Raw genomic sequence first — 25,828 nt, forward strand, 5'->3', positions numbered from 1 at the left:
CCATCAGGAGCCCTGGCGGACTTGCCAAGCGGACAGCAGTCGATCCTCGGTTTCCGGAGTCAGGCCGGACCGGCGTTCCCGCCGCAGGCCGCGGTCACGTTCGTCGGCGAGGCAGCGTTCGACGGTGTCGGCCAGCGGACGGAGCCGCATCCCGGCCGCGCGGGCCGCGGCGTTGCTGCGGCACCCGAATCCGGTGTAGTCGGCGGGCAGCCAGAGCGGCAGCGAGTCCGGCCCGGCCCAGTAGCCGACACCGTGATCTACCAGGAACCCGGGGTCGACAGCGATCCGGTTGCCGCGATGCCCGGCGGTCTGCTGGGACAGGTCGAGGACCTCGCTCAGCGGCCCGGGATCGCCTACTGCATTGAGGATCCCGGTCTCCCCTCGCTCCGCGGCGTCGAGCAGCCAGCCGGCAAGATCATCGACGTCGATCACCTGGGTGAGCGCATCGGGTGTGTCCGGGACCAGCACGTCGTCGGCGCCGCGCTCTTCCTGCCCGCCGCGTGCGAAGCGGCCCGGCCAGTAGCCGAAGCGGTCGCTGCTGTCGTCGGGGCCGACGATCAACCCGGCGCGGCTGATGTGCATCCGTTCGGCTGCCTGCTGGACCGCCTGTTCGCAGGCAACCTTCGCCGGGCCGTAGTCCTCATTGTCGGTGAACCGGTCTGCGCCGAGCGGTGTGTGCAGCGGACCGGACTCGTCCTGCCCCGGCGTGCTGTCGTCGGTGTACACCGACACCGTCGAGACCAGCGTCCAGTGGCCGGTGCGATCGGCCAACGCTCGCAGCGCCTCCCGCACCGGGCGCGGTTGCATCGCGACATCGATCACCGCCTCCCAGTCACCGGTTGCTTCGGCGTAGGCGTCGACCCCGTCGTCGCGGTCGGCCCGGATCCACTCCGCTCCCTCGGGCGGACGTCGCCTGCTGCCGCGGGCCAGGCAACTCACCTGATGCCCGCGCTCGACGGCCTGCCGAGCCGTCGCCGCGGACAGGAACGCCGTACCACCGAGGATCAGGATGCGCATGAGCTCGATCCTGCCAGGACTGCGGCCGAGCATGGCCCGCCTCTTCCGTGAGCAGAATCCGTGCGGGTCACGACCAATCTGCTGTCCCGACGATCTGCTCCGGAAGATCGATCAGCTGTTCGACGCGCGGGAGTCCCACCTGAGCTGGGGCAATCCCGAGCGGTCCATGCCTTCGTGCGCTACAGATCGTCACCGCCCGCAGGACAGCCTGGCCGGAGCGGGCACCCGACGGGGCCCTCGGGCCGAGTAGGCTCCGTCGGCATGGGGCGGCGTCGGGAGCGAGGTTCCACCGCACAGTGCGACAATCAACGATCTGTCGTCGTGCGGCGCCCGAGGAACCCTCGGGTGATGGTGATCATTCCGGCCGACGATCGCAGGCAACGCAGCGGGCTCCGCCCGCCTCTTTGCCCGCAGCACAGGACAGGTCGCAGTCCGACGCCGCCTCCTCCCGGGCCGACGCGTCGAGGTCGGAGACCGACGGGCCACGGTCTGCACGACCGCGATGCCGGATGAGCAGCAAGACGGTCCAGGACGATCTTGCTCGGCGTCTCGGTTATCGGATGCTCGCCGTCGAATGGGATCGTGATCATCTTCTGATCGGCTGTCGGCGCGCGCTCGGGTCCGCCCCGCCCTGGCTGGGGCCGGTGATCGATGCCGTGCTGCAGCAATACCCGGTGAAACCGTCGGGCCGTCATCATGAGCTGACCGCTCTGATCGCTTCGACAGAAGAGTTCCAGGACGCCGTCTTCGTCAGCAGGTCCGGCCGGCACTGGCAGATCCGTTCGCTTCCGGTCGGTGATCTTGATCCGGACGAGCTGCGGATGGCGACTTCGCGCTGGCCGGTCCCGACTCTGGGGACGGAGGCTGCACTGGCCGATCTGCTCCGGGTGGATCTGCCGGTGCTGCTGTGGTTGGCCGACCCGAAACGGATGCTGCGCCGACGCCCGGACGGAGGTCTGCAGCCCTATCGCTATCGCTGGCTGGAGCGCCACGGCCGTACTCCCCGACTGCTGGAGATACCGGGACCACTGCTGCGACACGTCCAGCGTCGGCTGCTGGAGCGGGTGATCGATCGGATCCCGCCACACCCGGCGGCGTACGGGTTCGTCCGCGGTGGTGGACCGCACCGCAACGCGGCGCAGCATGTCGGTGCGGATTGGGTGATCAACTTCGACCTGCGGTCCTTCTTCGCCGGCGTCCGTACCGGACGCGTTGCCGGCATCTTCACCGCGGCCGGCTATCCGGCATCGGTCGTCGCGCTGCTGGCCGGGCTGGTCAGTCGGCCGACGCCGGAGTTCGTGCTGCGCGGCATGCCGGACGGTGGCGACCCGAGTGATCGGGCGCTGCTGCGGGCCCGACTGCGGGCGGCGCATCTGCCTCAGGGTTCGCCGAGCTCACCGGCGATCGCCAACCTGGTCGCCTTCAATCTCGACTGTCGACTCAACAGGTTGGCCAAGAACGCCGGCTTCGGCTACACCCGGTACGCCGACGATCTCACCTTCTCCGGCAGCGGACCACGACCGGCTGCGGGCTTCGTCCCGCTGGTGCGCAAGATCATCATCGACGAGGGCTTCGCGCCCAACGACCGCAAGCTCCGGATCCGGGGCCGCGGACAACGGCAGCTGGTGACCGGCATCGTGGTCAACCAGCACACCAACCTGAGGCGTCGTGATCATGATCGGCTGCGGGCCGTGCTGCACGACGCGATCCGCAACGGACCCGACGCCGCCAACCGTGATCACCATCCCGACTTCCGGGCGCATCTGGAGGGCCGGGTCGGCTGGGCCGAGCAACTCAACCCGACCCGCGGCGCCCGGCTCCGCAGGCAACTCGAGCTGATCAGTTGGCCCTCGTGATCTGCCCACACTGCAACGGAATGTGAGCCGATGGCTGCCGATCCCCTCGGCTGACAGCCATCAGCTCACATTCGGCGCGTGATCCGGTGGTCCGGGATCCCCGGGCTGGGTGTCAGCTGGGTGTCAGTGGATACCGCAGGTGCCGCGGCCGAGGGCGCCGAGCAGGTCGCGGTTCATCCGCGAGATGGTCTCCAGCGGGACACCCTTGGGGCAGGCGGCAGTGCATTCGCCGATGTTGGTGCAACCGCCGAAGCCCTCGGCGTCGTGCTGGGCGACCATGCCCAGCACCCGGGAGTCCCGTTCGGGCTGGCCCTGCGGCAGCAACCCCAGGTGGGTGATCTTGGCGGCGGTGAACAGCGTTGCCGAGCCGTTCGGGCAGGCCGCGACGCAGGCGCCGCAGCCGATGCAGGTGGCTGCGTCGAACGCGGTGTCGGCGTCGTCCTTCGGCACCGGCATCGCGTGACTGTCCGGCGCAGCCCCGGTCGGTGCGCTGATGTAGCCGCCGGCCTGGATGATCCGGTCGAAGGCGCTGCGATCGACGATCAGATCCTTGACGATCGGGAAGCCCTCGGCGCGCCACGGCTCGATGTCGATGGTCTCGCCGTCGTCGAAGTAGCGCATGTGCAGCTGGCAGGTGGTGGTCTGGACCGGCCCGTGGGCCTCGCCGTTGATCACCAGTCCGCACATCCCGCAGATACCCTCGCGGCAGTCACTGTCGAAGGCGATCGGATCGTCACCCTGCAGCGTCAGTCGCTCGTTGAGAACATCGAGCATCTCCAGGAAGGACATCTCCGCGTCGACACCGTCGACGTCGTAGCTGACCATCCGGCCTTCGGCCTGCGCGTTGGCCTGCCGCCAGACCCGTACGGTGATCTTCACGCGTTCGTCTCCATCTCTTCCATGATCAACTTTCCCAGTCCTTCGACGGGCTCAGGGGCCTTGATCATTTGTAACTGCGCTGCTTCAGCTCGATGAACTCGTAGCTCAGGTCTTCCTTGTGCAGGATGGGTTTGCCGACCTCGCCGGGCTCCGGTGTCCCGCCGAACTCCCAGCCCGCGACGTAGGCGAAGTTGTCGTCGTCGCGGAGCGCCTCGCCGTCCTCGGTCTGGCTCTCGGAGCGGAAGTGACCGCCGCAGGACTCCCGACGGTGCAGCGCGTCGATGCACATCAACTCGCCCAGCTCGAGGAAGTCGGCGACCCGGCCGGCGCGCTCCAGGGCCTGGTTGAGTTCCTCGCCGGAGCCGAGCACCTTTACGTTGGTCCAGAACTCCTTGCGGAGTTCACGGATCTGGCCGATCGCCTTCCGCAGGCCTTCCTCGTTGCGGTCCATCCCGCAGTATTCCCACATGATGTGGCCGAGCTCCTTGTGGAAGGAGTCGACCGTCCGTTCGCCGTTGATCGACAGCAGCCGGTCGATCCGGGTCCGGACGGACTCGAGCGCCTCGACGGCGGCCGGATGGTTCTCGTCGATCTTGTCGTACGGCCCGTCGGCCAGGTAGTCGTTGATCGTGTTCGGCAGCACGAAGTAGCCGTCGGCCAGACCCTGCATCAGGGCGCTGGCACCGAGCCGGTTGGCGCCGTGATCGGAGAAGTTGGCCTCACCGGCGACGTACAGCCCGGGGATGCTCGACTGCAGGTCGTAGTCGACCCACAGTCCGCCCATCACGTAGTGCACGGCCGGATAGATCCGCATCGGAACCTCGTACGGCGAATCACCGGTGATCCGCTCGTACATGTCGAACAGGTTGCCGTACTTCTCGTCGATCTGCTCCTTGCTCATCCGGGACAGCGCTTCGGCGAAGTCCAGGTAGACCCCGCGCCGGAAGTCGCCGACCTTGGGGCCGACACCCCGGCCCTCGTCACAGACGTACTTGGCGGCCCGGGAGGCGATGTCGCGCGGCACCAGGTTGCCGAAGGACGGGTAGATCCGTTCCAGGTAGTAGTCCCGATCGGCCTCTGGGATATCCCGCGGATCCTTCTCGCAGTCATCGGCGCTCTTCGGCACCCAGATCCGGCCGTCGTTGCGCAGCGACTCGCTCATCAACGTCAGCTTGGACTGGTAGTCACCGGACACCGGGATGCAGGTCGGGTGGATCTGGGTGTAGCAGGGGTTGGCCATCAAAGCGCCCTTGCGGTGCGCCCGCCAGGCTGCGGTGACGTTGGAACCCATCGCGTTGGTGGACAGGTAGAACACGTTGCCGTAGCCGCCGGAGGCGAGCACCACCGCATCGGCGAAGTGGGTCTCCAACTCGCCGGTCACCATGTTCCGGGCGACGATCCCGCGGGCCTTACCGTCGACGACGATCAGTTCCTGCATCTCGTGCCGGGTGAACATCGACACGGTGCCGGCGGCGATCTGCCGCTCCAGGGCCTGATAGGCGCCGAGCAGCAGCTGCTGGCCGGTCTGACCGCGGGCGTAGAAGGTCCGCGACACCTGCACACCGCCGAAGGACCGGTTGTCCAGCATGCCGCCGTATTCGCGGGCGAACGGAACGCCCTGGGCCACGCACTGGTCGATGATCTGGGTGCTGACCTGGGACAGCCGGTAGACGTTGGTCTCCCGGGAACGGTAGTCGCCGCCCTTCACCGTGTCGTAGAAGAGCCGATAGACCGAGTCGCCGTCGTTGCGGTAGTTCTTGGCGGCGTTGATGCCACCCTGGGCTGCGATCGAGTGCGCCCGGCGCGGGCTGTCCTGATAGCAGAAGCTCTTCACGTGCAGCCCGGACTCGCCGAGTGTGGCCGCGGCCGACGCTCCGGCCAGACCGGTGCCGATCACGATCACGCTCAGCTTGCGCCGGTTGGCCGGGTTGACCAGCTTGGCGGTGAAGATCCGCTTGTCCCACTTGTCCTGGATCGGACCGTCGGGTGCGGTGTCGTCGGCAATCGGGGCGCCGACGGTGTAGAGATCGTCGGCGTCCAGCCCGGGCTGTGAAAGGGTTTGCGATTCGGACATGCTCAGTCCTCTCAGGAGATCAGGCCGGCGACGATCGACCACGGCACCAGCAGGAAGCCGACGGCGATCAGGGCTGCCACGATGTAGGCGATCACGTTGATCCGTCGGCGGGCAGCGGCGCTGGTGTTCAGCCCCAGCGTGGCCAGCGCACTCCAGACGCCGTGCCGCAGATGGAAGGCCAGCGCCAGCAGAGCGATGGTGTAGACCGCGACGACCCACCAGACCCCGAACGAGTTCAACACCCGGTCGTACGGGCTCGGCGACGCACCGCCCGGATGGATCGTTCCGGTGGTCAGGTTGAGGATGTGGAAGATCACGTAGAGAGCGATCACCACACCACCCCAGCGGAGCGTGAACGAAGCGTAGCTGCGCTGCACGCCGCGCCGGTTCTTCGTCGACTCGTACCGTTTTCCGGCCCCCTTGCGGGCCTTCCAGTCGCGCGCGGTCAGCCGGATCGCGGAGTAGATGTGCGCTCCGACGGCGAGCAGCAGAACCACCCGGAGGATCCAGAAGAATCCGTCGTACGGGAGGATCGGCTCACCAAGGATGTGCAGGTGATGGGCGTAGGTGTTGAACATGTCCCGACCGCCGAAGGCCATCAGGTTGCCGTACATGTGCGCCAGCAGGAACAACACCATGATCAAACCGCTGGCCGCCATCAGGGCCTTCAGGGCGATCGTCGACCGCCAGGCCTTCTGCCGCGAGGTCAGTGATCTGCCTGGTGTCGTCGTTTTCGGTGTTGTACCCGGTGTGGGTGTCGTCGTCGCCACGCGGCCAACACTAGACCTTTGACCGTGGTGGCATTAACTCAGGACACCTCGGTGTGGCCAATCCCTCACTCGGTCGGTGACCCGCGCCACATCGCGGACCTGTGGGCGTGACGCCGACCACACCGGACCGGGTCCTTGGCCGGTCGGTCGGCGGGCCGTCGGAACGGCCGAGCCGTCCTCAGGGCGGTCAGAAGACCAGCATGATCAACACCACCACGGAGGCGACGATGCCGAGCATCGCCGCGCCGTAACAGATCACCGCCACCAAGGTGCGTTGCTTGACCTGAAGTCCGTCGTAGAGGGTGTAGCGGAACCGGTGGCCGGCATGGATCAGCATCATCACCAGCGCGACCAGCAGCACCAGACCGGTGAGCGGATGGCTGAGCAGAGCCTCCAGACCGGCGAAGTCCGGACGCACCCAGCCCAGCGGCAGCGCCAGCCCGAAGAGCACGATCAAGATCGGCAACAGGATGGCTGCGATCACCCCACCGCCGCTGAACCCCAGCCAGACGAAGGGTTCGAGATGCAGCTTGCGCCGAGCCGCTGCAGCGGGGCGGCTGGACGGGCGGTGGGCGGTGCCGCCGGCGTTCGCGGCGCTGCTCATCGGACCACCAGCCAGAACACGACCGCGGAGACGATCGCCAGCACGACGTACTGGGCGGCGACGATCGCCGAGCCCGGCACCCGGCGGCCGCCGGCCTTGAGCACCATCGCCCGCGGGGTGAGCAGGAACCAGGTCACCGTGTGCAGCAGCACGAACAGCAGGGCGACGACGTTGATGATCACCACCCACGGGCTGTTCGCCCAGTCCAGGAAGTCGCGGTAGGCCGACTCCCCTCGCGCGACGGCGAACAGCAACAGCAACAGATAGACGCAGAACCAGCCGACGAAGATGCTGCTCAGCTCCCGCAGCACGAACAGCAGATAGGTCCGTTTCCGGGTCCACCACCAGGTCGACATCGGGCGGCGTTGATTGATCGTGCTCATCGCCGGCCGCCGATCGTCGCCCACTCCGCGATGATCATCGGGCACCTCGCGGCAACAGGATCGCCTTGACCTGTTCGGTGGCTGCCTTCAGCTTGTAGCGCTGGATGGCCGAGGCGGGATCGACGTGCTTGGGACAGACCCGGGTGCACTCACCGACGAAGGTGCAGCCCCAGACACCCTCCTTCTCGATCAGCACGTCGAGCCGTTCCCGGGCGCCCCGGTCGCGGGAGTCCAGGTCGTAGCGTTCGGCCAGCGCGATCGCCGCCGGACCGGCGAAATCGGGATCCAGTCCGTAGACCGGGCAGGCGGAATAGCAGAGCATGCAGTTGATGCAGCCGCTGAACTGCTGATAGGCGTCCAGCTCGTCCGGGGTCTGCAGGTACTCCCCGCCCTCGACCGTCGCGTTGTCCAGGTCGGGGTCGTCGCGGATGATCCACGGTTTGACCTTGGGCAACGTGGTCAGGAAGTCGTCGATGTCGACGACCAGGTCCCGGACCACCGGGAAGTTGGCCAGCGGCTCGACCCGGACCGGACCGGGGGTGAAGTCGGTCAGGAAGGTGCCGCAGGACAGCCGTGGCGAGCCCTGGATGTTCATCCCGCAACTGCCGCAGACACCCATCCGGCAGGACCAGCGGTAGGACAGTGTCGGGTCGATGGTGTTCTTGATGTGGTTCAGCCCGTCCAGCACCGTCCAGTCGTCACGCAGCGGAACGTCGTACTCCTGCCACTGGATCGGATCGTCGACGGCGACCGAACCCGTCGTCGGATCCGGTGCGTAGCGGGCGACCTTGAGCCCGATCGTGCCGCGGGCCTCCGCGGCCGCCGCACTCGGCGCCTTCGTGCCCGGCACACCGCTGTTCGAGCCCGGTTCGCTGTTCGATCTGGTGGGATCGGTCATCGACTACCTCCCGTAGACCCTTTCGCCCGGCGGCCACCGGGTGATCGTCACCGGCAGATCTTCCAGCCGGGAGCTTCCGTCGGCTTCCCGATGCACCAGTTGGTGGGTCAGGAAACGGTCGTCGTCGCGGTCGGGGAAATCGCTGCGTTGATGCGCGCCACGGGACTCCTCGCGGACCGATCCGGCATGCAGCATCGATCGGGCGATGTCCAGCATGTTGTCCAGTTCGAGTGCCGCGGTCAGTTCGGTGTTGAACGGGCGGACCGCATCGGCCACCCCGATCTTGGCCATCCGCTCGGTCAGCTCACCGAGAGCCTGCCGACCGGCCTCCAGTTCGGGACCGGTGCGGTAGATCCCGGCCGCGGCCTCCATCGTCGCCTGCATCTCGTCGCGGATCGCCGGCACGCTTTCGCTGCCGTCCCGACCGAACAGGTCCTGCTCGATCCGACGGACCTCGTCGGCTGCCTGCGCCGCCGCAGCAGCCGACAGCCCTGCCGCCGGCCCGGATCGGGAGTGCTCTGCCGCCGCCCGGCCGGACCGAGCGCCGAACACCAGACACTCGGGCAGCGAATTGGAGCCGAGCCGGTTGGCGCCGTTGATGGTGGCGCAGGCGGTCTCACCGGCGGCATACAGGCCGGCGATCGGGGTGGCGCCGTCGATGTCGGTATGCACCCCGCCCATCATGTAGTGCACCACCGGACGGACCGGGATCAGATCGGTGACCGGATCGATCCGCTCGTACTTCAGGCAGAGCTCGCGGACGAACGGGATCCGTTCCTCGATCTTCTTCTCGCCCAGGTGACGAAGATCAAGATGGACCACCTGCCCGTACGGCGACTCGATGGTGCGGCCCTTCTCCAGTTCACCGACGAACGCCTGGGACAGTCGGTCGCGTGGACCGAGTTCCATGCTGCGCAGCTTCGGTTCCGGCGTCGGTTGGCCGAGGTCGTAGTCCTGCAGGTAGCGGTAGCCCTCGGAGTTGATCAACCAGCCGCCCTCACCACGGGCCGCCTCGGTGATCAAGATGCCGGTGAACGGCAGCCCGGTCGGGTGGTACTGGACGAACTCCATGTCCTTCAACGGTGCGCCGGCCCGATAGGCCAGGCCCATCCCGTCGCCGGTGTTGATGTTGGCGTTGGTGGTGAACGGGAACACCTTGCCGCAGCCGCCGGTGGCCAACACCACCGATTTTGCTGCAATGGTGTGGATCCGGCCGGTCATCAGCTCGATCGCGACGACGCCCTGCACCCGCCCCTCGTCGACCAACAGCTTGGTGACGAACCATTCGTCGTAGCGCTTCACCTCGCCGTATTTCAACGAGGTCTGGAACAACGTGTGCAGCAGATGGAAGCCGGTCTTGTCCGAAGCGAACCAGGTCCGCTTCTTCTTCATCCCGCCGAACGGCCGGACCGCGATCTTGCCGTCCGGCTGTCGGCTCCACGGGCAGCCCCAGTGCTCCAGTTGCAACAGCTGCTTGGGTGCGTCGTTGACGAACATCTCGATGACGTCCTGATCACCGAGCCAGTCGCTGCCGGAAATGGTGTCGTAGATGTGTTCGTCGATGCTGTCGTCGTCGGCGATCACCCCGGCCGCGCCGCCCTCGGCCGACACGGTGTGGCTACGCATCGGATAGACCTTGGAGATCACCGCGACGTCGATCTCCGGGTCGGTCTCGGCGATCGCGATCGCAGCCCGGAGCCCGGCAGCACCACCGCCGATCAGGAGGACGTCATGCGTCGCGGTGACCGTCTCGCCGGTCACCGGGTGTCTCCCCGATCAACATCATCTTCGATGTGGCTGTCGATCTGCATCGCCGTCTTCCGTCCGATCCGGCCGCAAGCGATTCATCGCCGATGATCTTCGGTGATCACCCACCGGATCGCAGCCGTACGACTCGGGCCGCTAGTCGCAGTGTGCACCCCCGACGGCCGAATGTGAAGGACCCACACCCGAATCGACGTCACCCATCGCCACCCGATACAGCGCCGGAAGCGCCGCGTCAAGGGGGTGTTTCTGCGGTCTGCCGGATGCGTCCAGCCGATTCGGCCGGAGCAGGTTGACCGCGACCGAGAACTGTCGGCGTCCGTCGGACCGGATCATCGAGATCGCGCCGGAACCCCAGGTGGTGCCGTCGTGGCCCCAGAACGTGCCGTAGCCAGGAAGGTGTTGCCGGTGCAGCCCGAGACCGTACTCGATCGTCGTCCCCTCGAACGAGATCACCGGCCCCGTACGCTGCATCTGTTCCAGCGATGCGTGACTGACGATCTCGCCGGCGAGCAGCAGGGTGTACAGCCGATTGAGATCGGCGACGGTGGAGATCATCGACGCCGCCGGGCCGACCCAGGACATGTCGTACACGCTGTAGTCGCGCGGCGGATCGATCATCTGGAACCAGGACTCGTAGGCCCGTGAATGCGGTCCCGCAACCTGCGGCGTCGTCGGCAGCTCGGTGTCGGTCAGGCCGGCGGGTTCGATCACCTGCCGGGTGATGTGCTCCTCGGCCTCGGCACCGGTGACCCGCTCGAGCAACTGGGCCAGCAGCAGGTAGTTGGTGTTGGAATAGACGCCGGGCCGGCCGCCCGGTCTCCCGGCAGGCGGTGCGGCGACGCCCAGCGCGATCAACTCGACCGGATCGAATCGGGTGAAGCGATGATCATCCAGGCTGTCCGGCGTCGTCTCGGCCAGCCGCGGGAAGGCACCCAGCGACGGAAAGGCGTACGGGAGATACTCCGCCAGGCCGCTGGTGTGGCCGAGCAGCATTCGGACCGTGATCGCTCGGCCCCGCTGCCCCGGCACCAGCTCGGGAAGGTAGTGACCGATGGCGGTGTCGAGCCCCACCTGTTGCTGCTCGACCAGTTGCAGCACCGCTGCAGCGGTGACGGTCTTGGTGATGCTGCCCACGCGGTGCCGCAGGTCGGCGGCGACCGGACGGCCGGTGGCGAGGTCGGCGACCCCGACGGCGCCTCGCCAGACGTCCGCACCATCGCGTACCTCGGCGAACAGTCCCGGCATACCGGCTCGTCGGACGTCCTCCATCGCCGCCTGCAGGGCGACCTGATCGATCGTGGCCATGTCCCTCCCGGATCTCGATGTCCAGATTTTCGCTACTTCTGGTTTCGCTACCTTCGGTTTCGATACTCAGCATAGCGAAACTCGGTATCATCCGTCCATGGCTCCTACGCCCCCGTCCTCCCCAGCCGCCGGTCCGGCCAGGACGCCGGGACGTCCGCGGATCAGCGTCGACAGCGCGGTGTTCACCGCGACCCTGAAGACGATTCACGAGATCGGGTATGCCCGTGCCACGGTCGAGCGGATCGCCGCCGAGGCGGGCATCGCCAAGACGACGATCTACCGCCGATGGCCGTCCAAGGGGGTACTGATCGTCGACTGTCTGCTCGATGAGTTCGGCCCCGTACCGATCGCTCCTGAACCGATCAGTCCTGCACCGATCAGTCCAGAACCGATCAGTCCTGAACCGATCAGTCCTGAACCGATCAGTCCAGGGCCGATCAGTCCAGGGCCGATCGCCGACCGCGGTCGTGGCGACCAGATCGCCGGCGCCATCCGCTGGATCGCGGCGAAGATCAGCCAACCGGGTGTCGGCGACGCGTTCGCCGGCGTGTTCAGTGACGCGGTCAGCGACCCGGCACTGCGCGAGATCCTGGCTACCCGTTTCCAGGAGCCCTACCGGCTAGCGCTGGAACGCGCCCTCGGAGAATCGCGGCAGCACGTGCTCTTCCTGATCGACGTCGTCGTCGGAACTCTGCTGCACCGGATGGGGATGACCGGCGAACCGATGGTCGACTCCGACGTGGACATCCTGGTCGAGATGGTGCTGGCCCACTTCGGCGACGACCGCCGATCCGCCTGAGGGGCGGCCGATCACTCGGGGCAGGAGGGTGCGCCGGTCAGCTCCTCGTCGGCCTTCTGCCAGGCCTCGATGTGGTCCGGCGCAGTCTTCCATTCGGCCAGCCAGTCCTCGCGGGAGTCACCGAGCTGCTGCTCCAGCGTCATCGACGACAGGTGATTCGACCAATCCGTCATCGCGGCCGCAGCGGGCGGCAACGCGGCCCGCAGCGCATTCAGCCGTCTGCCACAGCTGCCCAGCGCGGCAGCATCGGCCGGGCTCAAACCGGTCACCCCGGAGCAGGCCGCCGGATCGTCCTTCCAAGCGTCCCGTGCGCGGTGCCAGGCGTCGACATCGTGCTTGCCCGGTTCTCGGGTCTCGCGGAGGATCGTGGCCAGTTCGTCGTCATCGATCCGCCCCGCCAAGGCATCGGTCTGGGCTTGGACATGTTGGTTCCAGTGATCGATGCCGGTCCGGCCGGCAGCCATCACCGCATCGGCACGGTCCACCTGCTCGCGGCAGCTGCTCAGCGCCGCCGCCGCACTCGACGCGGCGCTCGGACTGTCCGCGGTCAGCGAGCGCCCGCTCGCGGCGGCAGGTGACTGATCCCCCTCTGAGACATTGCGGATCAGCCAGATCGAGCCACCGCCGACCGCCATCGCCAAGACGACGGCGACCGCGATCAGGAAGGGGCGCCGACGATGTCTGCGTCGCGGCGAGGCATAGCGGTAGTGCCGTTCTACGGCACGACGTGGTGCTACCAACGCGCTTCTCCCCCGAGTTCGTCGCGGCTCCTTGGGACCGCCGCGGCATGGCGTGACGACGTGCACACTAGGACTCGAAACGCCGGGAATGGCCTTTCCCCAGGTATGTATCCGCCTAATTCGGCAACGTTTCCACGCGTAAAGGGCATTGCATAATTCGATCGCGGCGGCTGCGACCGGGTGTCCAGGTCCGCGACCTCCCAGCGATCCGGCCCCCGAAGGTCGGCCGAGTGTCCACAATTCGCGACGCTCCCAGCGACCCCGCCCCCGAAAATCGGCCGAGTGTCCACAATTCGTGACCGCCGCTGCGACATCGCGCTCGAAGATCGGCCGAGTGTCCACAATTCGCGACCCTCCCAGCCACCCCACCCGCGAAAATCGGGCGAGTGTCCGAACTTCACCACCCTCCCAGCCACCCTCGGCCCCGAAAATCGGGCGAGTGTCCACAAATTCGCGACCTTCGGGCTCCTGGCAGATCGCGTTCGGCGTCGGGCGGATGGACACTGGGGGTGGCAGCTCGACGCTCGCTCAGGTCGGGCACAGCGGCGGCTCAGATTCGGCGAGCAGGATATGAGGGACGAGACGTCGGGTCGTACCGACGGCACGAGGAGAGGATCGAGACGATGCGAGTGCTGGTGGTCGAGGACGAGAAGAAGCTCGCCGAGTCGATCCGGGTCGGTCTGCGCCAGGAGGACTTCGTCGTCGACGTCTGCAACGACGGCGTTTCAGGACTCTGGTCGGCGACCGAGAACGGCTACGACGCGATCGTGCTGGACATCATGTTGCCGCGGCTGAACGGCTACGACGTGCTGAAGGAGATCCGCCGCCGTAAGGTCTGGACGCCGGTGCTGATGCTGACCGCCAAGGACGGCGACTACGACCAGACCGACGCCTTCGACCTCGGCGCCGACGACTACCTGACCAAGCCGTTCAGCTTCATCGTGTTGGTCGCCCGGTTGCGGGCGTTGATCCGGCGCGGGACGCCGGAACGCCCCAATGTCGTTGCGGTCGGTTCGTTGCGACTCGACCCGGCCAAGCGGCGGGTGCATCGCGGTCAACACGAGATCACCCTGACCGCCCGTGAGTACGGCCTGCTGTCCTACCTGATGCGGCACAGCGGCGACATCGTCACCAAGGGCGAGATCCTGGACAACGTCTGGGATTCCTCCTTCGACGGCAGCGAGAACGTGGTCGAGGTCTACATCAGCTATCTGCGGAAGAAGATCGACATCCCGTTCGGTCTGCGCACCCTGATCACCGTACGGGGAATGGGCTATCGCCTGATGGCCGACGAATCCGAGGACGCCGAACAGGCGCCGACGGCCGGCGCGACGTCCTGATCCGGCTTCATCTGGCCGGCCCGACCGACCGATCGGGCCGAACCGACCGATCGGGCCCGGCCGGATGGTCCAGCCCGACCGGCTCCGCTACCGCCGCCTCGTCATCTGCCGTCGGATCGACTTCGTCGGTCTGATCCGACTCGTCCGCGTCGATTCCGGCCGCCTCGTCCAGCGGAAGTTCGATCATGAAGCGGCACCAGCCCTGCTCTGACTCTCCGACGGTGATGCTGCCGTTGTGCGCAGCCATGATCGCCGCACTGATCGCCAGTCCGAGCCCGCTGCCACCGCTGTCCCGGGACCGGTCGTCGTCGAGCCGGACGAAGCGTTCGAAGATCCGCTGTCGGTCTTCCGGCGGCACCACCGGCCCGTCGTTGTCGATGATCACCCGCGCCACAGCTCCGTCGCGATGCAGGGTGATCGCGATCCTGCCGCAGCTGTGCAGCCGGGCGTTGTCCACGATGTTGCGGACCACCTGACCGAGCCGGTCCGGGTCACCGCTCACCCGGGTCGGCTCGATCCGTGCGGTCACTTCCATCGAGGTCGCGGCCCGGAGCCGCCGCAACTCGGTCTGCAACAGATCGTCCAGGTCGACATCCTGGCGATGCAGCACCAGTCCGTTCGCGTCCACCTTGGCCAGGGTCAACAGGTCGTCCACCAGTCCCTGCATCCGACGGACCTCCGAATCGACCAGGTCGCCCATCTCCAGCCAGGTCTTCCCGGTCGGATCGGCCGAGGCGATCTCGGAGGTCACCACCAGGGTGGACAGCGGACTGCGCAGCTCGTGGCTGGCGTCGGAGACGAACGCGCGCTGTGCGCGATCGGAGGATTGCAGTCGGTCCAGCATCCGATTCATGGTCCGGGCCAGACGTTCGATCTCGTCGGCGGTCTGCGGCACCTCGACCCGCTCGTCGAGATTGGCGCCGCTGATCCCGCCGACCTGGGTGGTGATCCGATCCACCGTTCGTAACGAACGCCCGACCAGCACCCAGACGGCCAGCGCGACCACGCCGAGCAGCAGCGGGCCGCCGCCGAGCAGGAACCAGGCCACCGTACGGATCGTGTCGGCCTGGATCTGGATCGGCCGGGCCACTTGGACGACCACCGGCTCACCCTCGCTGCTGGACCCGTACGCAGCCACCAGCACATCCTCACCGGATCGCAGCGACGGCAACTGGCCGAGCCGCTCGGTCCGGTTCTCCCCGGGCGGCGGCAGCAGGGCCGGAGCCATCGGGCCGCCGAGCCGGTCGTCGGAGCTCTGCAGCACCTTGCCCCTGGTGGTCAACAACTGGATCCGCTCCCCGTGTTCGAGGTCGGCTGCCAACCGCAGGTCGGTGTCCCGGCCGCCCTGCTGGATCAGCAACGCGACGTCGCGGGCGCGTTCCTGCAGGGCGACCTTGGTGGTGTTGATCAGCGCCGATTGCAACAGCACCAGCAACAACGCGCCGCCGGCGATCAGCGCGAGTCCGACCACGATGACCGCGCTGATCACCGAGTTTCGCCGCAACCCCTTCGCCCGCCGTGCCACGCCCTCAGTATCCATCTCCGCCCCACCCCGGCCCGGTGCACGGGCGCGATATATCAAGCTTGAGCACGTTCCCGCGGGGTTCGGAGGTGCGTAACCTCGTCGGATCTTGGTCCGATCCCCGTTCGATCGCGGTCCGATCGCGGTCGGCCGCACCGCTCGGGCAAGATGGACGACGTGCAGATCGCGTTGCTCGGACCGCTCCAGGTCACCGTCGACGGTGTGGCCGTCCCGGTCCCCGGTTCGCGGCTTCGGGCGCTGCTGATCCGGCTGGCAGTCGACGCACCCCGAGCGGTGTCGAGCAGCGAACTGGTGGACACGATCTGGGCCGACGAGCCACCGGCCGAGGCGGCGAACGCCCTGCAGTCGTTGGTGTCGCGGCTGCGGCGGGCGCTGGGCGGTTCGTCGTCGGTGCTGGCCGAGGCGACCGGCTATCGGCTCGCCGTCCAACGCGACGCCATCGACGCGAATCGGTTCGCTGCGCTGGTGGACGACGCCCGCCGGCTGCTGCGTGACGATCAGCCGCAGGCTGCCGTCGATGCCTGCGCCGCGGCCCTGGACCTGTGGCGCGGCGAGCCGCTGGCCGAGGCCGGCGACGCGCCGTACGTCGGCGGGCTCGTCGCCGGCGTGCAGAACCAGCGGCTGGACGCGATCGGCATCCGCAACGACGCACTGCTCGAGCTCGGCCGCGGCCCGGAGTTGATCACCGAGCTGGAACGGCTGGTCCAAGAGCATCCGCTGCGGGAGCAGTTCGTCGTCCAGCAGTTGCGAGCCCTGGCTGCCGCCGGCCGCGCCGGTGAGGCGCTCGCGGCCTATGAACGCTGCCGGGCGATGTTGGCCGACGAGTTCGGCAGCGACCCCGGACCGTTGCTGCAACAGACCCATCTGGCGCTGCTGCGCGGTGAGCTGCCGGCGGACGCAGGGGCTGAACCCGACCAGCAGACCAATCTCACCCCGGCGTTGACCAGCTTCGTCGGCCGCGAAGCCGAGCTGGATCGGATCGCCGGGGCGCTGGCGAGCTCCCGGCTGACGACGATCGTCGGACCCGGCGGCGCGGGTAAGACCAGGATCGCAGCGGAAGCCGCTCGTGGTTGGTTGGAACGCACCGGGAGCGCTGCCTGGCTGGTGGAGCTCGCGCCGGTCGGCACCGCGGCCAACATCATCGGCGCCGTCCTCAGCGCCCTCGGACTGCGCGATGCCCATCTGGCCGACCGCACCAAGGATCGGGTGCCGTCCCCGGACGACACCGAACGACTGGTCGATCATCTCCGGCGGCATCCGTGCCTGCTGGTGCTGGACAACTGTGAGCATCTGATCGACGCCGCCGCCAAGACCACGGAGGATCTACTCTCCCGGGCACCGCAGTTGCGGATCCTGGCGACCAGCCGCGAGCCGCTGGCGATCACCGGCGAGATGCTGTGCGCGCTGCCACCGCTGGGTCTGCCGCCGGCCGACTGCCCGCTCGATCGGGCGTCCGGCTACCCGGCCGTACGGCTCTGGCTCGATCGCGCGACCGCGATCGACCCCGGTTTCCGGCTGGACGACGCCACCCTGCCTGCGGTGTTGGAGATCGTCAACAGACTGGACGGCCTGCCGCTGGCGATCGAGCTGGCCGCCGCCCGGCTGCGGGCGCTACCGGTGATCGACATCGCCCGGCTGTTGTTCGACCGGTTCCGGCTGCTCACCGGCGGCAGCCGGACCAGCATGCCCCGGCATCGCACCTTGCGGGCAGTGGTGGAGTGGAGCTGGGACCTGCTGACCGACGCCGAACGACTGTTGGCGATGCGGATGTCGATCCTGCCCGCCGGCGCCGGGATCGACACCGCGACGGCGATCTGCGCCGACGACCGGCTGGCCTCGGACACGGTCGGCGAGTTGTTGATCACGTTGACCGACAAGTCGCTGCTGCAGCGGTCCAGCACAAGTCCGGTCCGGTTCCGGATGCTGGAGACGATTCGGGAGTACGGGCAGGAGCGGCTGACCGAGAGCGACGGTCTGGCCGCGGCCCGGCGGCGGCATGCCGACTATTTTCTCGACCTGGTGCAGCAACTCGAGCCGGCCCTGCGTGATCGGCGGCAGCTGGCAGCTCGTGCGCAGCTGGAACTGGAACGGGAGAACATCTTCGCCGCGATCCGTTACCTGCTGGACAACGACCGACCCCATGACGGGTTGCTGATGATCTTGGCCCAGTTGTGGTACTTCCAGGTCCAAGATCATGAAGGCGAGCTCGCCTACTGGTTGGACCAGGCGATCATCGCGTACGGCGATTCCGACGACCCACTGCTGGACTACGGACTGTTGGCGTCAGCGCTCGCCTCGGTGTCGGTGCAGGCAGCGGACGCCTGGACAGAGGTCCGCGATCGGCTGCGGCCGATCATGCCCCGCCTGCAGGACGGGCCGAAGGCGCCGTTCGCGAGCTTGGAAGCACTGCGGATGATGCTGCCGATGTTCATCGACTTCGTCGGTGACGGAGCCGAGTCCGGCGGTGACGGGTCGGACGGTGATCGGGACGACCTCGCGACGCGGCCGTTCATCACCGATCCGCAGATCTGGTCCGACTATGCGACGAAGATGATCACCGAGGCCGAGGACAGCGACGACGTCTGGATCCGCGGGATCGCCTACCTCGGTGCTTCCGGAATCGCAGAGAATCAGGGCGATCTGGATGCCATCGACCGGTACGCGACCGAGGCCTATCGGGCGTTCGAAACCTGTGGGGATCGCTGGGGACTGTCCTCCACCCTGAGCTTCCGCGCGCAGGTCGAATCGTTGCGTGGCAACACCTCGGCGGCGACCGCTCTACTGGAGGAGTCGTTGGGGCTGTCGCCGACGATGGGGGCCGAGGACGACGCCTTGATCATCCACCTCCGGCTGGCCGGCTTGTCCATCCGCGCCGACGATCTGCCGGCAGCGCGGCGGCATCTGGAGTCGCTGCGAGCTGCCGGTCGCCGCAACGCGGCGAATCCGGAGCGGGTGATGTTCGCTGACGCGATCGAGACCGAATTGCTCTGGCTGGAAGGAGATCCGGACGGGGCGATGACGCTGGCCGACAAGCTGCGCGGCGAGCTCGCCGCGATGCCGCACCCGAATCGGTTCGCCGGTCACCGGGTGGCGCTGTGCTGTGTCGCGATCGCCTACGTCGAAGCGTTGGCGGCGGTCGAGCACCCGATCGGCAGCACAACTCAGCGTGATGATCATCTTCGTCGAGGTCTGGCCGATCTACGCAATGGCTACCGACCGACCGTGATGACCGAGGACATCCCGATGATCAGCGAGTTCGCCAACTCCTCGGCCGCGTTGGCGGCTGCTGCGGGGCAACCGCAGCGGGCCGCCTTTCTGTTGGGGATCGGGGCCGGGTTGATCGGGATCGACAACGCCGAGGACCGGCATCGCGCCAGGATCAAGGAACAGCTGCGGTGCGACCTCGATGCCGACCGGTTCGCGGCGGCGTTCGAGTCCGGCCGACGCTGCACCCGGGCCGAGGCCTTCGCTGCTTTGGACCCCGAACAGCTGATCACCGTCTGCGGATTCGGTGATCAGCTGTCCGATGGCCGCCCCGAGCCCAGCTGACCCCGGAGTCCTGCACGGTGTGTCGTTTCAGACCCGTCGCCGGTAGGCCCGGACAGCCAGCGGCACGAAGACGATCAACAGGGCCGCCATCCAGCCGAGGGTCCACAGCACGTCACTGCCGGCCGGCGCGCCGGTGAACAGCGCACGGATCGACGACACCAGGTGGGTCATCGGGTTGACGTTGACGAACGCCTGCAGCCAGCCCGGCATGGTGCCGGTCGGGACGAACACGTTGCTGCCGAAACTCAACGGCATCACGATCAACATGCTGATCCCGGTGACGGCGCCGGAGGTGCGGGCCTTCATGCCGATGAACACCGACACCCAGACGAAGGACAGCGCAAAGCCGATCATCAACGCGATCCCGCCGATCACTCCGGCGGCCGGCGCGTGGAAACGGAAGCCCATGATCATCCCGACGCCGAGGGTGACGACGATCAGGATGGCGTAGCGGACGAAGTCGGCCAGCACCGCACCGACCAACGGCGCCGACCGACCGATCGGCAACGCCCGGAAGCGATCGAACACGCCCTTCTCGATGTCACTGTTCAGATTGGATCCCAGACTGATGCCGGCCATCGCGATGGTCTGGCCGAGGATGCCCGGCAGCAGGAACTGCAGGTACTGGCTCTGCGAACCGCCGGCGATGGCGCCACCGAAGATGTAGGTGAACAGGGCCAGGAAGATCACCGGCTGCAAGGTCACGTCGACCAACGCCTCCGGTGTCCGCATCGTCTTGATCAAGCTCCGCTTGGCCAGCACCAGGCAGTGGCTCAGGTAGCGGATGACCGCCGGTCGGGACTGCTGGGTGACCGGGGCCTCGGTCGGGTCGGGTGCCAGGGCGGTGATGGTGCTCATGCCGCGTCCTCCTCATCTGTACTGGTGGTCTTGCCGGTCAGGGTGAGGAAGACCTCGTCCAGGGTCGGCAGGTGAAGGGAAAGCTCGGTGACTGCGACGCCGGCGTCGGCCAGCCCGGCGACCACCACCGGCAGCGCGGTCTCGTCGGCGACCGGTACGGTGACGGTGTTGCGACCGGTGACCTCGACCTCGCCGGTGCCGATCCTGGTCAGCAGCTGGGACACCTCGCCGAGGTGCTCGGCGTCGCGTGGTCGAACCTTGATCCGATGGCCTCCGATCACCTGCTTGAGGCCGTCGGCGGTGTCATTGGCGATCACCCGGCCGTGATCGATCACGGTGATCTTGTCGGCCAGCGCATCCGCCTCGTCCAGGTATTGGGTGGTCAGCAGCACCGTCGATCCGTCGGCGACCAGGTTGCGGACGACATCCCACATGTCCTCCCGCTTGGCCGGATCGAGTCCGGTGGTCGGCTCGTCCAGGAAGATCACCCGCGGCCGGCCGACCATGCTGGCGGCAAGATCAAGTCGGCGACGCATGCCACCGGAATACTTCTTGGCCGGTTTCCCGGCCGCGTCGCCGAGATCGAACCAGGCCAGCAGTTCCTTGGCCCGGGCTCGGGCCTGGAACCCGCTCAGGTCGAGCAGTTGGCCGATCATCACCAGGTTCTCGGTGCCGGTCAGGTCCTCGTCGACCGAGGCGTACTGCCCGGTCAGCCCGATCGTCTCGCGAACCCGCTGCGGCTGGCTGACGACGTCATAGCCGGCGATCCGGGCCGTGCCCGCGTCCGGCTGCAGCAGGGTCGCCAGGACCCGTACCGCAGTGGTCTTTCCTGCCCCGTTCGGTCCGAGCACGCCGAGCACGGTGCCCCGCTCGGCGGACAGATCGACACCGTCCAGCGCCTGGGTGGTTCCGAAGCGCTTCTTCAACCCGTGCGCTTCGATGATTGCGCTCATGCCTCTCCTCGATCCAGGTGGGCCTGTTCCGACCCGACAGGAACGAGCATGCGCGCGGCCGCTGACACGGCACGCACACCGCGCTGGCACGACCACGATCGAGCTGTGCCACCGATGGGAGCCGATCCCGCCCACGTCTCGACCTCGAGATGCCCACTCTCGTTGTCGCAGCCGGCGTCAGTTGTCGGCGACGTCCAGGCCTGCGGCGGGCCGACCGGGGGTGCGGTGACGGCCGCCAAGATACGGGATCCAGCGGTCGACCGCGGCGGCGAGCAAGATCAACACGATCGCGTACCCGAGCACGATCGAACTGTTGGCGATCGCTCGCCCGAGGCCGAGGCGGCCGGCGTCGACGATCGGGTACGGATACCAGCCCGTGACAGCACCGCGTACGAAGGTGAAGATCAGCCAGCCCACCGGCCAGGCCAGGAGCCACGGTGCCAACCGCCAGGACCAGCGCCGCCGCGGACCGAACACCAACCAACCCACGGTGAACAACACCGGACTGACCTGATGGAACAACGCGTTCGCGACAACGGCGCCGGCCCTCAACTCGATACCGGGCACGACGATCACACTGAACAACGTCCCCGTCACCACGATGCTCACCAGCCCGTCCAGTTGAGCCACCCACCACACCGGGCCCTCGCGGTCCGGTCGCACCACGGCCAGCAACGACACGACCAGGACAATCAGGTTGCTGCCGATGGTGAAATAGCTGAACAACCGGGCGAATCGGACCTCCAGCGGTGCCCCGGCTCCGGTCTCCCCCGAGTTCACGTCGGCACCGCCCGTCGCGAGCAGATAGAACTGGATGGCAAAACCGACGGCAACCACTGCGGCGACCCCGACATACCAGCAGCGGGCAGCAACGCGCGACCCGGGCATGGTCACCATCTTCGCCCCTTGGCCGCCTTGACGGGTGCTCCGCCACGCGCCAGGACGTGACCGGAATCGCTCGCCCGTCGCCCGGAGACTGACACCGGCGGCCCGGGTCGAGCAACACCTGGCCCGGCCGTTGCCTGATCCGCAACCTCGGTGAGCACCCGAGCCGTCGGCGAGCAGGCGGGACGCAACGTCCACAATGGCCCTGTGAGTGCGTACACGCTGTGCGAGGGATTACTGGATACCGTGATCACGCCGATGAGGGCGGTCGAGGTCAAGACTCAGGACGGCCGGCGGATCGGACACGTGGTACGCGGCGACGTCGCCGATTGCGAGCGAACCGGGACATTCCGGTTCGAGCCGACCTCCGGACCGAGCACCTCGATGGGGATCGTCGGCGCGACGGCTCGCACGATCCTTCATCGACTCCTTCGCCCCAGCTACATCCTGCTGCACGAACGACAGCGCTGGACGCTCCACGATCTGCCGGGCGAAAACCTGCTCTACTTCGCCGTCGCCGGCACCGTACAGGCCCGCAGGCTGGTGGCGCGCCTCGATTGGGACGATTCGGTCCAGATCACCGCGGACGGGGCCGAGGTCGGCCGGGTCGACCCCGGCGACCTGCTGTTGGACACCCGGCTGCGGGCCGACGACGACCTGGATCCGCCCTTGTTCGGACTGATCATGCTGATCCCGTTCATCTACCGGGTCTACGAGCAAGAGGCGGAACTGATCGAGTCGCTGCTGGACTGATTCTGCTGGCATTCACACTGCGTCAGGACCGCAGGGCGGCCTGAGCCGGTGTCGCCCTCCCGACCGTCGGCTCAGCCGCCGACGGTGGTCAGGCAGAACGGGTGGCCGGCCGGATCGATCAACACCCGCCAGAGATCGGGACCGGCCTGGTGGTCGGCCTCTCGGGCGCCCAGTTCTACCGCCCGGTCGACGGCCCGCGGAAGGTCCGAGACCGAGACGTCCAGATGCATCTGTTGCAGTTGACCGGGCTCCGGCCACGTGGGTGGAACGTAGTCCTGCACCCGCATGAAGGCCAGCACTCGGGCGCCGTCGGTGATCGCGACGACCTGACCGGAGGGCTGTTCGACCAGGGTGGTCATCCCGAGCAGGTCGCGGTAGAAGGCTGCCAGCGCGGCCGGATCGGGACAGTCGATCGAGACCGCACCCAACTGACCGACCGGTCCACCGTCGACGGACCCGTCGGTCACAGCTTGGCCGCCATGAAGGGGATCTGGCAGAGCTTGCTGATCACGGCGTCGACCTCCGGATCGACCTGCTGGCGGCCCGGGTCGGCGTCGTACCAGGCGATCATCTGACGCGCGCCCTCGGTGAAGTCGATCTTGGGCGCGAACTCCGGCACCAGCGCGGCGACCTTGGCGTTGTCGAACGTCATCGTGTGTGCCTTGTCGCCGACCAGGCCCGGTCCCCACGCCGGATGGACGCCGGCGATGGTGGCGGAGGCGACGTGCACCAGATCGGGCTGCTCGACGCCGGCGGCGTTGGCCAACTCGGTGTAGATCCGGTTCCAGGTGATCGGGTCGGAGTTGGTGATGTGGAACGCCTCACCGAGCGCGGCCTTGTTGCCGAGCAGACCGACCAGGCCGACGGCGAAGTCGTCGGTGTGGGTGATCGTCCACAGTGAGGTGCCGTCGCCGTGCACCGCAACCGGAAGATTGCGACGCATCCGGTCGATCGCGGTCCAGCCGCCCTCGATCGGCAGCGAGGTCTGGTCGTAGGTGTGGGACGGCCGGATGATCGTCCAGTCCAGTCCGTCCAGTTCCCGAACCCGTTGCTCACAAGCGATCTTGTTCCGCGAGTACTCCCAGTACGGGTTGTCCAGCGGAGTCTCTTCGGTGACCGGGACTGCAGCAGGTGGCGTCTGGTAGGCCGAGGCGGAGCTGATGAAGACGTACTGCCCGGTCCGGCCGGTGAACAGCTCGGCGTCGGTGTCGATGTGTTCCGGTACGAATGCGACGAAGTCCAGGACCACGTCGAAGCTGCGGTCGCCGAGCGCCTCCCGTACGGTCTCCGGCGACCGGATGTCGCCCTGCACGACCTCGACACCGTCCGGCAACGCCCGCTTGGACGAGGATTGTCCCCGATTGAGGACGGTGACCTGATGTCCCAGCTCGATCGAACGGCGGACGGCCGCGGTGCTGATGATGCCGGTACCGCCGATGTACAGGAAGCTCGCCATGGATCCTTCTCCTCGTCGCTGTCGATGATCAACCTACCCAGCCGACACGGACCGGCCCGAGCCGGCCTCGCTGTAGGGTCTCGCCATGCCGACCTGGATCTGCCTGCTGCGCGGGGTCAACCTCGGCGCCCGCAACAAGGTGAACATGGCCGCGCTGCGGGACGCCCTGACCACCGCCGGCCTGTCCGAGGTGCGCACCCATCTGCAGAGCGGCAACGTGATCGTCAGGTCAGCGGTCCGCACCCCGGACAAGGTCGCCGGCAGCATCGGCGACCTGCTCCGCGACCGGTTCTCGCTCGACGTCCCGGTGATCGTCCGGACACCGCAGCAACTGCGTGATCTGCTGGCCTGGTGCCCGTTCCGGAAGGAGGCTGCGGAGCACCCGGCCACGGTGCACCTGCTGCACCTGACCGCCCGGCCCGACCCGGATCGGCTGCCCGCCCTGACCGGCCAGGACTGGGAGCCGGACAAGATCGCAATAGCTGAACACGACGTCGCGATCAGCTATGCGACCAGCATGCACCACAGTCGGTTGCAACACGGCGCCGTGCTCCGCAGACTGGGCGTTGACGGCACCGCACGGAACTGGCGGACGGTTCAGGCACTGGTCGACCTGACCGCCGCGGAATGATCACCCGGCCCGAACCGACATCTGCGAGCGCAGCACCGCGAACTCGCAGCCCGGAGAGGACGGGTCGAATCCGTGTTCGATCAGCCAGCGGGCCGCCCCGAGGCTTCGCAGCGACCACCAGGCACTGATCACCTCCCGGTCGACGGCGCCGCCGTAGCCGGCCAGCAGGTCGTCCACGTGCTCCGCATGGCCGAGCGTCAGGGTGGCGAGGTCCCACAGTGGATCGCCCTGGCTCGCCTCGGACCAGTCGATCACCCCGGTGACGGCGTCGTCGTCGACGAAGACGTGGCTGATCTGCAGATCCCCGTGGATGAAGGCCGGCGTCCAAGGCCGCAATGCGGCCTCCGCCAGTCGACGATTGTGGCCGACCACCTCGGCAGGCAGCACGTCGTTGTCCACCAACCAGCGGCATTCGGTATCCAGCTCGGTCCTGATGTCGTCGACCCGCTGTCCGGGCCAGGGCGGCAACGGCGCGTCATGCAACGTCCGGATGGCGGCGCCGGCGGCCGCCCAGGCCGCAGCAGAAGCCGTCGACGGCTCCCCGAGTCGGCCCAGAGCCGTCCCCGGCACGGCTGAGATCGCCAGCACGGGTGGCCGGCGCCACAGCACCTCCGGGGTCGGAATCGGCGCCAGCGTCATCGCCTCGGCCTCGACGGAGGTTCGGTCCTGATCGGCGTCGATCTTGAGGAAGACGTCCCCCACCCGCAGCGTTGTCCGCTCGCTGTGCGCGACGACGATCTCGACCTCATCCACGCCCGCGATTATCAC

23 protein-coding genes are annotated in these 25,828 nt (G+C 67.6%); 6 read left to right on the forward strand and 17 right to left on the reverse strand.

The window, feature by feature from the left end:
* Window positions 1-3 precede the first annotated feature (3 nt).
* Window positions 4-1,017 carry an NAD-dependent epimerase/dehydratase family protein gene (locus BLU38_RS02465; RefSeq protein ID WP_091519327.1) on the reverse strand — a complete coding sequence of 338 codons (1,014 nt, stop codon included), beginning with the start codon at window positions 1,015-1,017 and terminating at the stop codon, window positions 4-6.
* 509 nt (window positions 1,018-1,526) lie between these two features.
* On the opposite strand from BLU38_RS02465, the gene BLU38_RS02470 reads away from it, so the two are divergent.
* Window positions 1,527-2,873: a reverse transcriptase family protein gene (locus BLU38_RS02470; RefSeq protein ID WP_091519330.1), complete on the forward strand. Its 1,347-nt coding sequence runs from the start codon at window positions 1,527-1,529 to the stop codon at window positions 2,871-2,873.
* Window positions 2,874-2,996: 123 nt separating this feature from the next.
* Here the strand turns inward: BLU38_RS02470 and BLU38_RS02475 are convergent, their stop codons facing one another.
* The 8 genes from BLU38_RS02475 to BLU38_RS02510 form a co-directional block, all read right to left on the reverse strand.
* Window positions 2,997-3,752, reverse strand: a complete 756-nt coding sequence (locus BLU38_RS02475; protein WP_091519334.1) for a succinate dehydrogenase/fumarate reductase iron-sulfur subunit — start codon at window positions 3,750-3,752, stop codon at window positions 2,997-2,999.
* A gap of 64 nt (window positions 3,753-3,816) precedes the next feature.
* Complete coding sequence (locus BLU38_RS02480; RefSeq protein ID WP_197679956.1) at window positions 3,817-5,826, reverse strand: fumarate reductase/succinate dehydrogenase flavoprotein subunit; 2,010 nt, start codon at window positions 5,824-5,826, stop codon at window positions 3,817-3,819.
* A gap of 11 nt (window positions 5,827-5,837) precedes the next feature.
* Window positions 5,838-6,596 carry a succinate dehydrogenase cytochrome b subunit gene (locus tag BLU38_RS02485; protein ID WP_231920149.1) on the reverse strand — a complete coding sequence of 253 codons (759 nt, stop codon included), beginning with the start codon at window positions 6,594-6,596 and terminating at the stop codon, window positions 5,838-5,840.
* Window positions 6,597-6,783: 187 nt separating this feature from the next.
* Window positions 6,784-7,200, reverse strand: a complete 417-nt coding sequence (gene frdD / locus BLU38_RS02490) for a fumarate reductase subunit FrdD (protein ID WP_091519342.1) — start codon at window positions 7,198-7,200, stop codon at window positions 6,784-6,786.
* On the reverse strand, window positions 7,197-7,583 hold the full coding sequence (locus BLU38_RS02495) for a fumarate reductase subunit C (RefSeq protein ID WP_091531725.1): 387 nt from the start codon (window positions 7,581-7,583) through the stop codon (window positions 7,197-7,199). The genes frdD and BLU38_RS02495 overlap by 4 nt, the downstream gene beginning before the upstream one ends.
* Window positions 7,584-7,617: 34 nt before the next feature.
* Complete coding sequence (gene sdhB / locus BLU38_RS02500; RefSeq protein ID WP_091519346.1) at window positions 7,618-8,481, reverse strand: succinate dehydrogenase iron-sulfur subunit; 864 nt, start codon at window positions 8,479-8,481, stop codon at window positions 7,618-7,620.
* 3 nt (window positions 8,482-8,484) lie between these two features.
* A complete protein-coding gene (gene frdA, locus BLU38_RS02505) occupies window positions 8,485-10,242 on the reverse strand; it encodes a fumarate reductase (quinol) flavoprotein subunit (protein WP_091519350.1) in 1,758 nt (585 codons plus the stop codon).
* Between the two features lie 141 nt (window positions 10,243-10,383).
* Window positions 10,384-11,553 carry a serine hydrolase domain-containing protein gene (locus BLU38_RS02510; protein ID WP_091519351.1) on the reverse strand — a complete coding sequence of 390 codons (1,170 nt, stop codon included), beginning with the start codon at window positions 11,551-11,553 and terminating at the stop codon, window positions 10,384-10,386.
* Here BLU38_RS02510 and BLU38_RS02515 point away from each other — a divergent pair.
* Window positions 11,552-12,352 carry a TetR/AcrR family transcriptional regulator gene (locus BLU38_RS02515; RefSeq protein WP_197679957.1) on the forward strand — a complete coding sequence of 267 codons (801 nt, stop codon included), beginning with the start codon at window positions 11,552-11,554 and terminating at the stop codon, window positions 12,350-12,352. The two genes, BLU38_RS02510 and BLU38_RS02515, sit on opposite strands and share 2 nt — an antisense overlap.
* Before the next feature lie 11 nt (window positions 12,353-12,363).
* Here the strand turns inward: BLU38_RS02515 and BLU38_RS02520 are convergent, their stop codons facing one another.
* A complete protein-coding gene (locus tag BLU38_RS02520; protein ID WP_157683174.1) occupies window positions 12,364-13,092 on the reverse strand; it encodes a hypothetical protein in 729 nt (242 codons plus the stop codon).
* Window positions 13,093-13,715: 623 nt separating this feature from the next.
* On the opposite strand from BLU38_RS02520, the gene BLU38_RS02525 reads away from it, so the two are divergent.
* Window positions 13,716-14,432 (forward strand): response regulator transcription factor, encoded by a 717-nt coding sequence (locus tag BLU38_RS02525; protein WP_091519362.1) that lies wholly within the window; start codon window positions 13,716-13,718, stop codon window positions 14,430-14,432.
* A 7-nt stretch (window positions 14,433-14,439) separates the two neighbouring features.
* Here the strand turns inward: BLU38_RS02525 and BLU38_RS02530 are convergent, their stop codons facing one another.
* Window positions 14,440-15,957 (reverse strand): sensor histidine kinase, encoded by a 1,518-nt coding sequence (locus BLU38_RS02530; protein ID WP_172836050.1) that lies wholly within the window; start codon window positions 15,955-15,957, stop codon window positions 14,440-14,442.
* 165 nt (window positions 15,958-16,122) lie between these two features.
* Here BLU38_RS02530 and BLU38_RS02535 point away from each other — a divergent pair, with 165 nt between their 5' ends.
* Window positions 16,123-19,524 (forward strand): BTAD domain-containing putative transcriptional regulator, encoded by a 3,402-nt coding sequence (locus tag BLU38_RS02535; RefSeq protein WP_091519370.1) that lies wholly within the window; start codon window positions 16,123-16,125, stop codon window positions 19,522-19,524.
* Between the two features lie 27 nt (window positions 19,525-19,551).
* Here the strand turns inward: BLU38_RS02535 and BLU38_RS02540 are convergent, their stop codons facing one another.
* From BLU38_RS02540 to BLU38_RS02550, 3 genes are all read right to left on the reverse strand, one after another.
* A complete protein-coding gene (locus BLU38_RS02540) occupies window positions 19,552-20,382 on the reverse strand; it encodes an ABC transporter permease (RefSeq protein WP_091519373.1) in 831 nt (276 codons plus the stop codon).
* Entirely contained in the window at window positions 20,379-21,335 is a 957-nt protein-coding gene (locus BLU38_RS02545) for an ATP-binding cassette domain-containing protein (protein WP_091519376.1), read from the reverse strand. The genes BLU38_RS02540 and BLU38_RS02545 overlap by 4 nt, the downstream gene beginning before the upstream one ends.
* 177 nt (window positions 21,336-21,512) lie before the next feature.
* Window positions 21,513-22,223: a Pr6Pr family membrane protein gene (locus BLU38_RS02550; RefSeq protein WP_157683175.1), complete on the reverse strand. Its 711-nt coding sequence runs from the start codon at window positions 22,221-22,223 to the stop codon at window positions 21,513-21,515.
* A gap of 204 nt (window positions 22,224-22,427) precedes the next feature.
* Between BLU38_RS02550 and BLU38_RS02555 the strand changes: the two genes are divergently transcribed.
* Window positions 22,428-22,973: a hypothetical protein gene (locus tag BLU38_RS02555; RefSeq protein WP_197679958.1), complete on the forward strand. Its 546-nt coding sequence runs from the start codon at window positions 22,428-22,430 to the stop codon at window positions 22,971-22,973.
* Window positions 22,974-23,044: 71 nt separating this feature from the next.
* Here BLU38_RS02555 and BLU38_RS02560 read toward each other — a convergent pair whose 3' ends face one another.
* Both BLU38_RS02560 and BLU38_RS02565 read right to left on the reverse strand, forming a co-directional pair.
* Complete coding sequence (locus BLU38_RS02560; RefSeq protein WP_091519383.1) at window positions 23,045-23,440, reverse strand: VOC family protein; 396 nt, start codon at window positions 23,438-23,440, stop codon at window positions 23,045-23,047.
* A complete protein-coding gene (locus tag BLU38_RS02565; protein ID WP_091519386.1) occupies window positions 23,437-24,429 on the reverse strand; it encodes an SDR family oxidoreductase in 993 nt (330 codons plus the stop codon). The genes BLU38_RS02560 and BLU38_RS02565 overlap by 4 nt, the downstream gene beginning before the upstream one ends.
* Window positions 24,430-24,514: 85 nt before the next feature.
* On the opposite strand from BLU38_RS02565, the gene BLU38_RS02570 reads away from it, so the two are divergent.
* The gene (locus tag BLU38_RS02570; RefSeq protein WP_091519389.1) at window positions 24,515-25,060 is read left to right on the forward strand and encodes a DUF1697 domain-containing protein; all 546 of its coding nucleotides are present in this window, start codon (window positions 24,515-24,517) and stop codon (window positions 25,058-25,060) included.
* On the opposite strand, the gene BLU38_RS02575 is transcribed toward BLU38_RS02570, so the two are convergent.
* A complete protein-coding gene (locus BLU38_RS02575; RefSeq protein WP_091519393.1) occupies window positions 25,061-25,813 on the reverse strand; it encodes a phosphotransferase family protein in 753 nt (250 codons plus the stop codon). It abuts the gene before it with no gap.
* Window positions 25,814-25,828: the final 15 nt, after the last annotated feature.

Origin of the sequence: Microlunatus soli, assembly GCF_900105385.1 — a bacterium.
In the GTDB taxonomy this organism is placed as follows: Bacteria; Actinomycetota; Actinomycetes; order Propionibacteriales; family Propionibacteriaceae; genus Microlunatus; species Microlunatus soli.

Coding starts and splice junctions, on each gene's coding strand:
- BLU38_RS02465 (WP_091519327.1), bottom strand. CDS start 1,017: ATGCGCATCCTGATCCTCGGTGGTACGGCGTTCCTGTCCGCGGCGACG.
- BLU38_RS02470 (WP_091519330.1), top strand. CDS start 1,527: ATGAGCAGCAAGACGGTCCAGGACGATCTTGCTCGGCGTCTCGGTTAT.
- BLU38_RS02480 (WP_197679956.1), bottom strand. CDS start 5,826: ATGTCCGAATCGCAAACCCTTTCACAGCCCGGGCTGGACGCCGACGAT.
- frdD (WP_091519342.1), bottom strand. CDS start 7,200: ATGAGCAGCGCCGCGAACGCCGGCGGCACCGCCCACCGCCCGTCCAGC.
- BLU38_RS02495 (WP_091531725.1), bottom strand. CDS start 7,583: ATGAGCACGATCAATCAACGCCGCCCGATGTCGACCTGGTGGTGGACC.
- sdhB (WP_091519346.1), bottom strand. CDS start 8,481: ATGACCGATCCCACCAGATCGAACAGCGAACCGGGCTCGAACAGCGGT.
- BLU38_RS02515 (WP_197679957.1), top strand. CDS start 11,552: ATGTCCCTCCCGGATCTCGATGTCCAGATTTTCGCTACTTCTGGTTTC.
- BLU38_RS02510 (WP_091519351.1), bottom strand. CDS start 11,553: ATGGCCACGATCGATCAGGTCGCCCTGCAGGCGGCGATGGAGGACGTC.
- BLU38_RS02525 (WP_091519362.1), top strand. CDS start 13,716: ATGCGAGTGCTGGTGGTCGAGGACGAGAAGAAGCTCGCCGAGTCGATC.
- BLU38_RS02535 (WP_091519370.1), top strand. CDS start 16,123: ATGGACGACGTGCAGATCGCGTTGCTCGGACCGCTCCAGGTCACCGTC.
- BLU38_RS02540 (WP_091519373.1), bottom strand. CDS start 20,382: ATGAGCACCATCACCGCCCTGGCACCCGACCCGACCGAGGCCCCGGTC.
- BLU38_RS02545 (WP_091519376.1), bottom strand. CDS start 21,335: ATGAGCGCAATCATCGAAGCGCACGGGTTGAAGAAGCGCTTCGGAACC.
- BLU38_RS02550 (WP_157683175.1), bottom strand. CDS start 22,223: ATGCCCGGGTCGCGCGTTGCTGCCCGCTGCTGGTATGTCGGGGTCGCC.
- BLU38_RS02565 (WP_091519386.1), bottom strand. CDS start 24,429: ATGGCGAGCTTCCTGTACATCGGCGGTACCGGCATCATCAGCACCGCG.
- BLU38_RS02570 (WP_091519389.1), top strand. CDS start 24,515: ATGCCGACCTGGATCTGCCTGCTGCGCGGGGTCAACCTCGGCGCCCGC.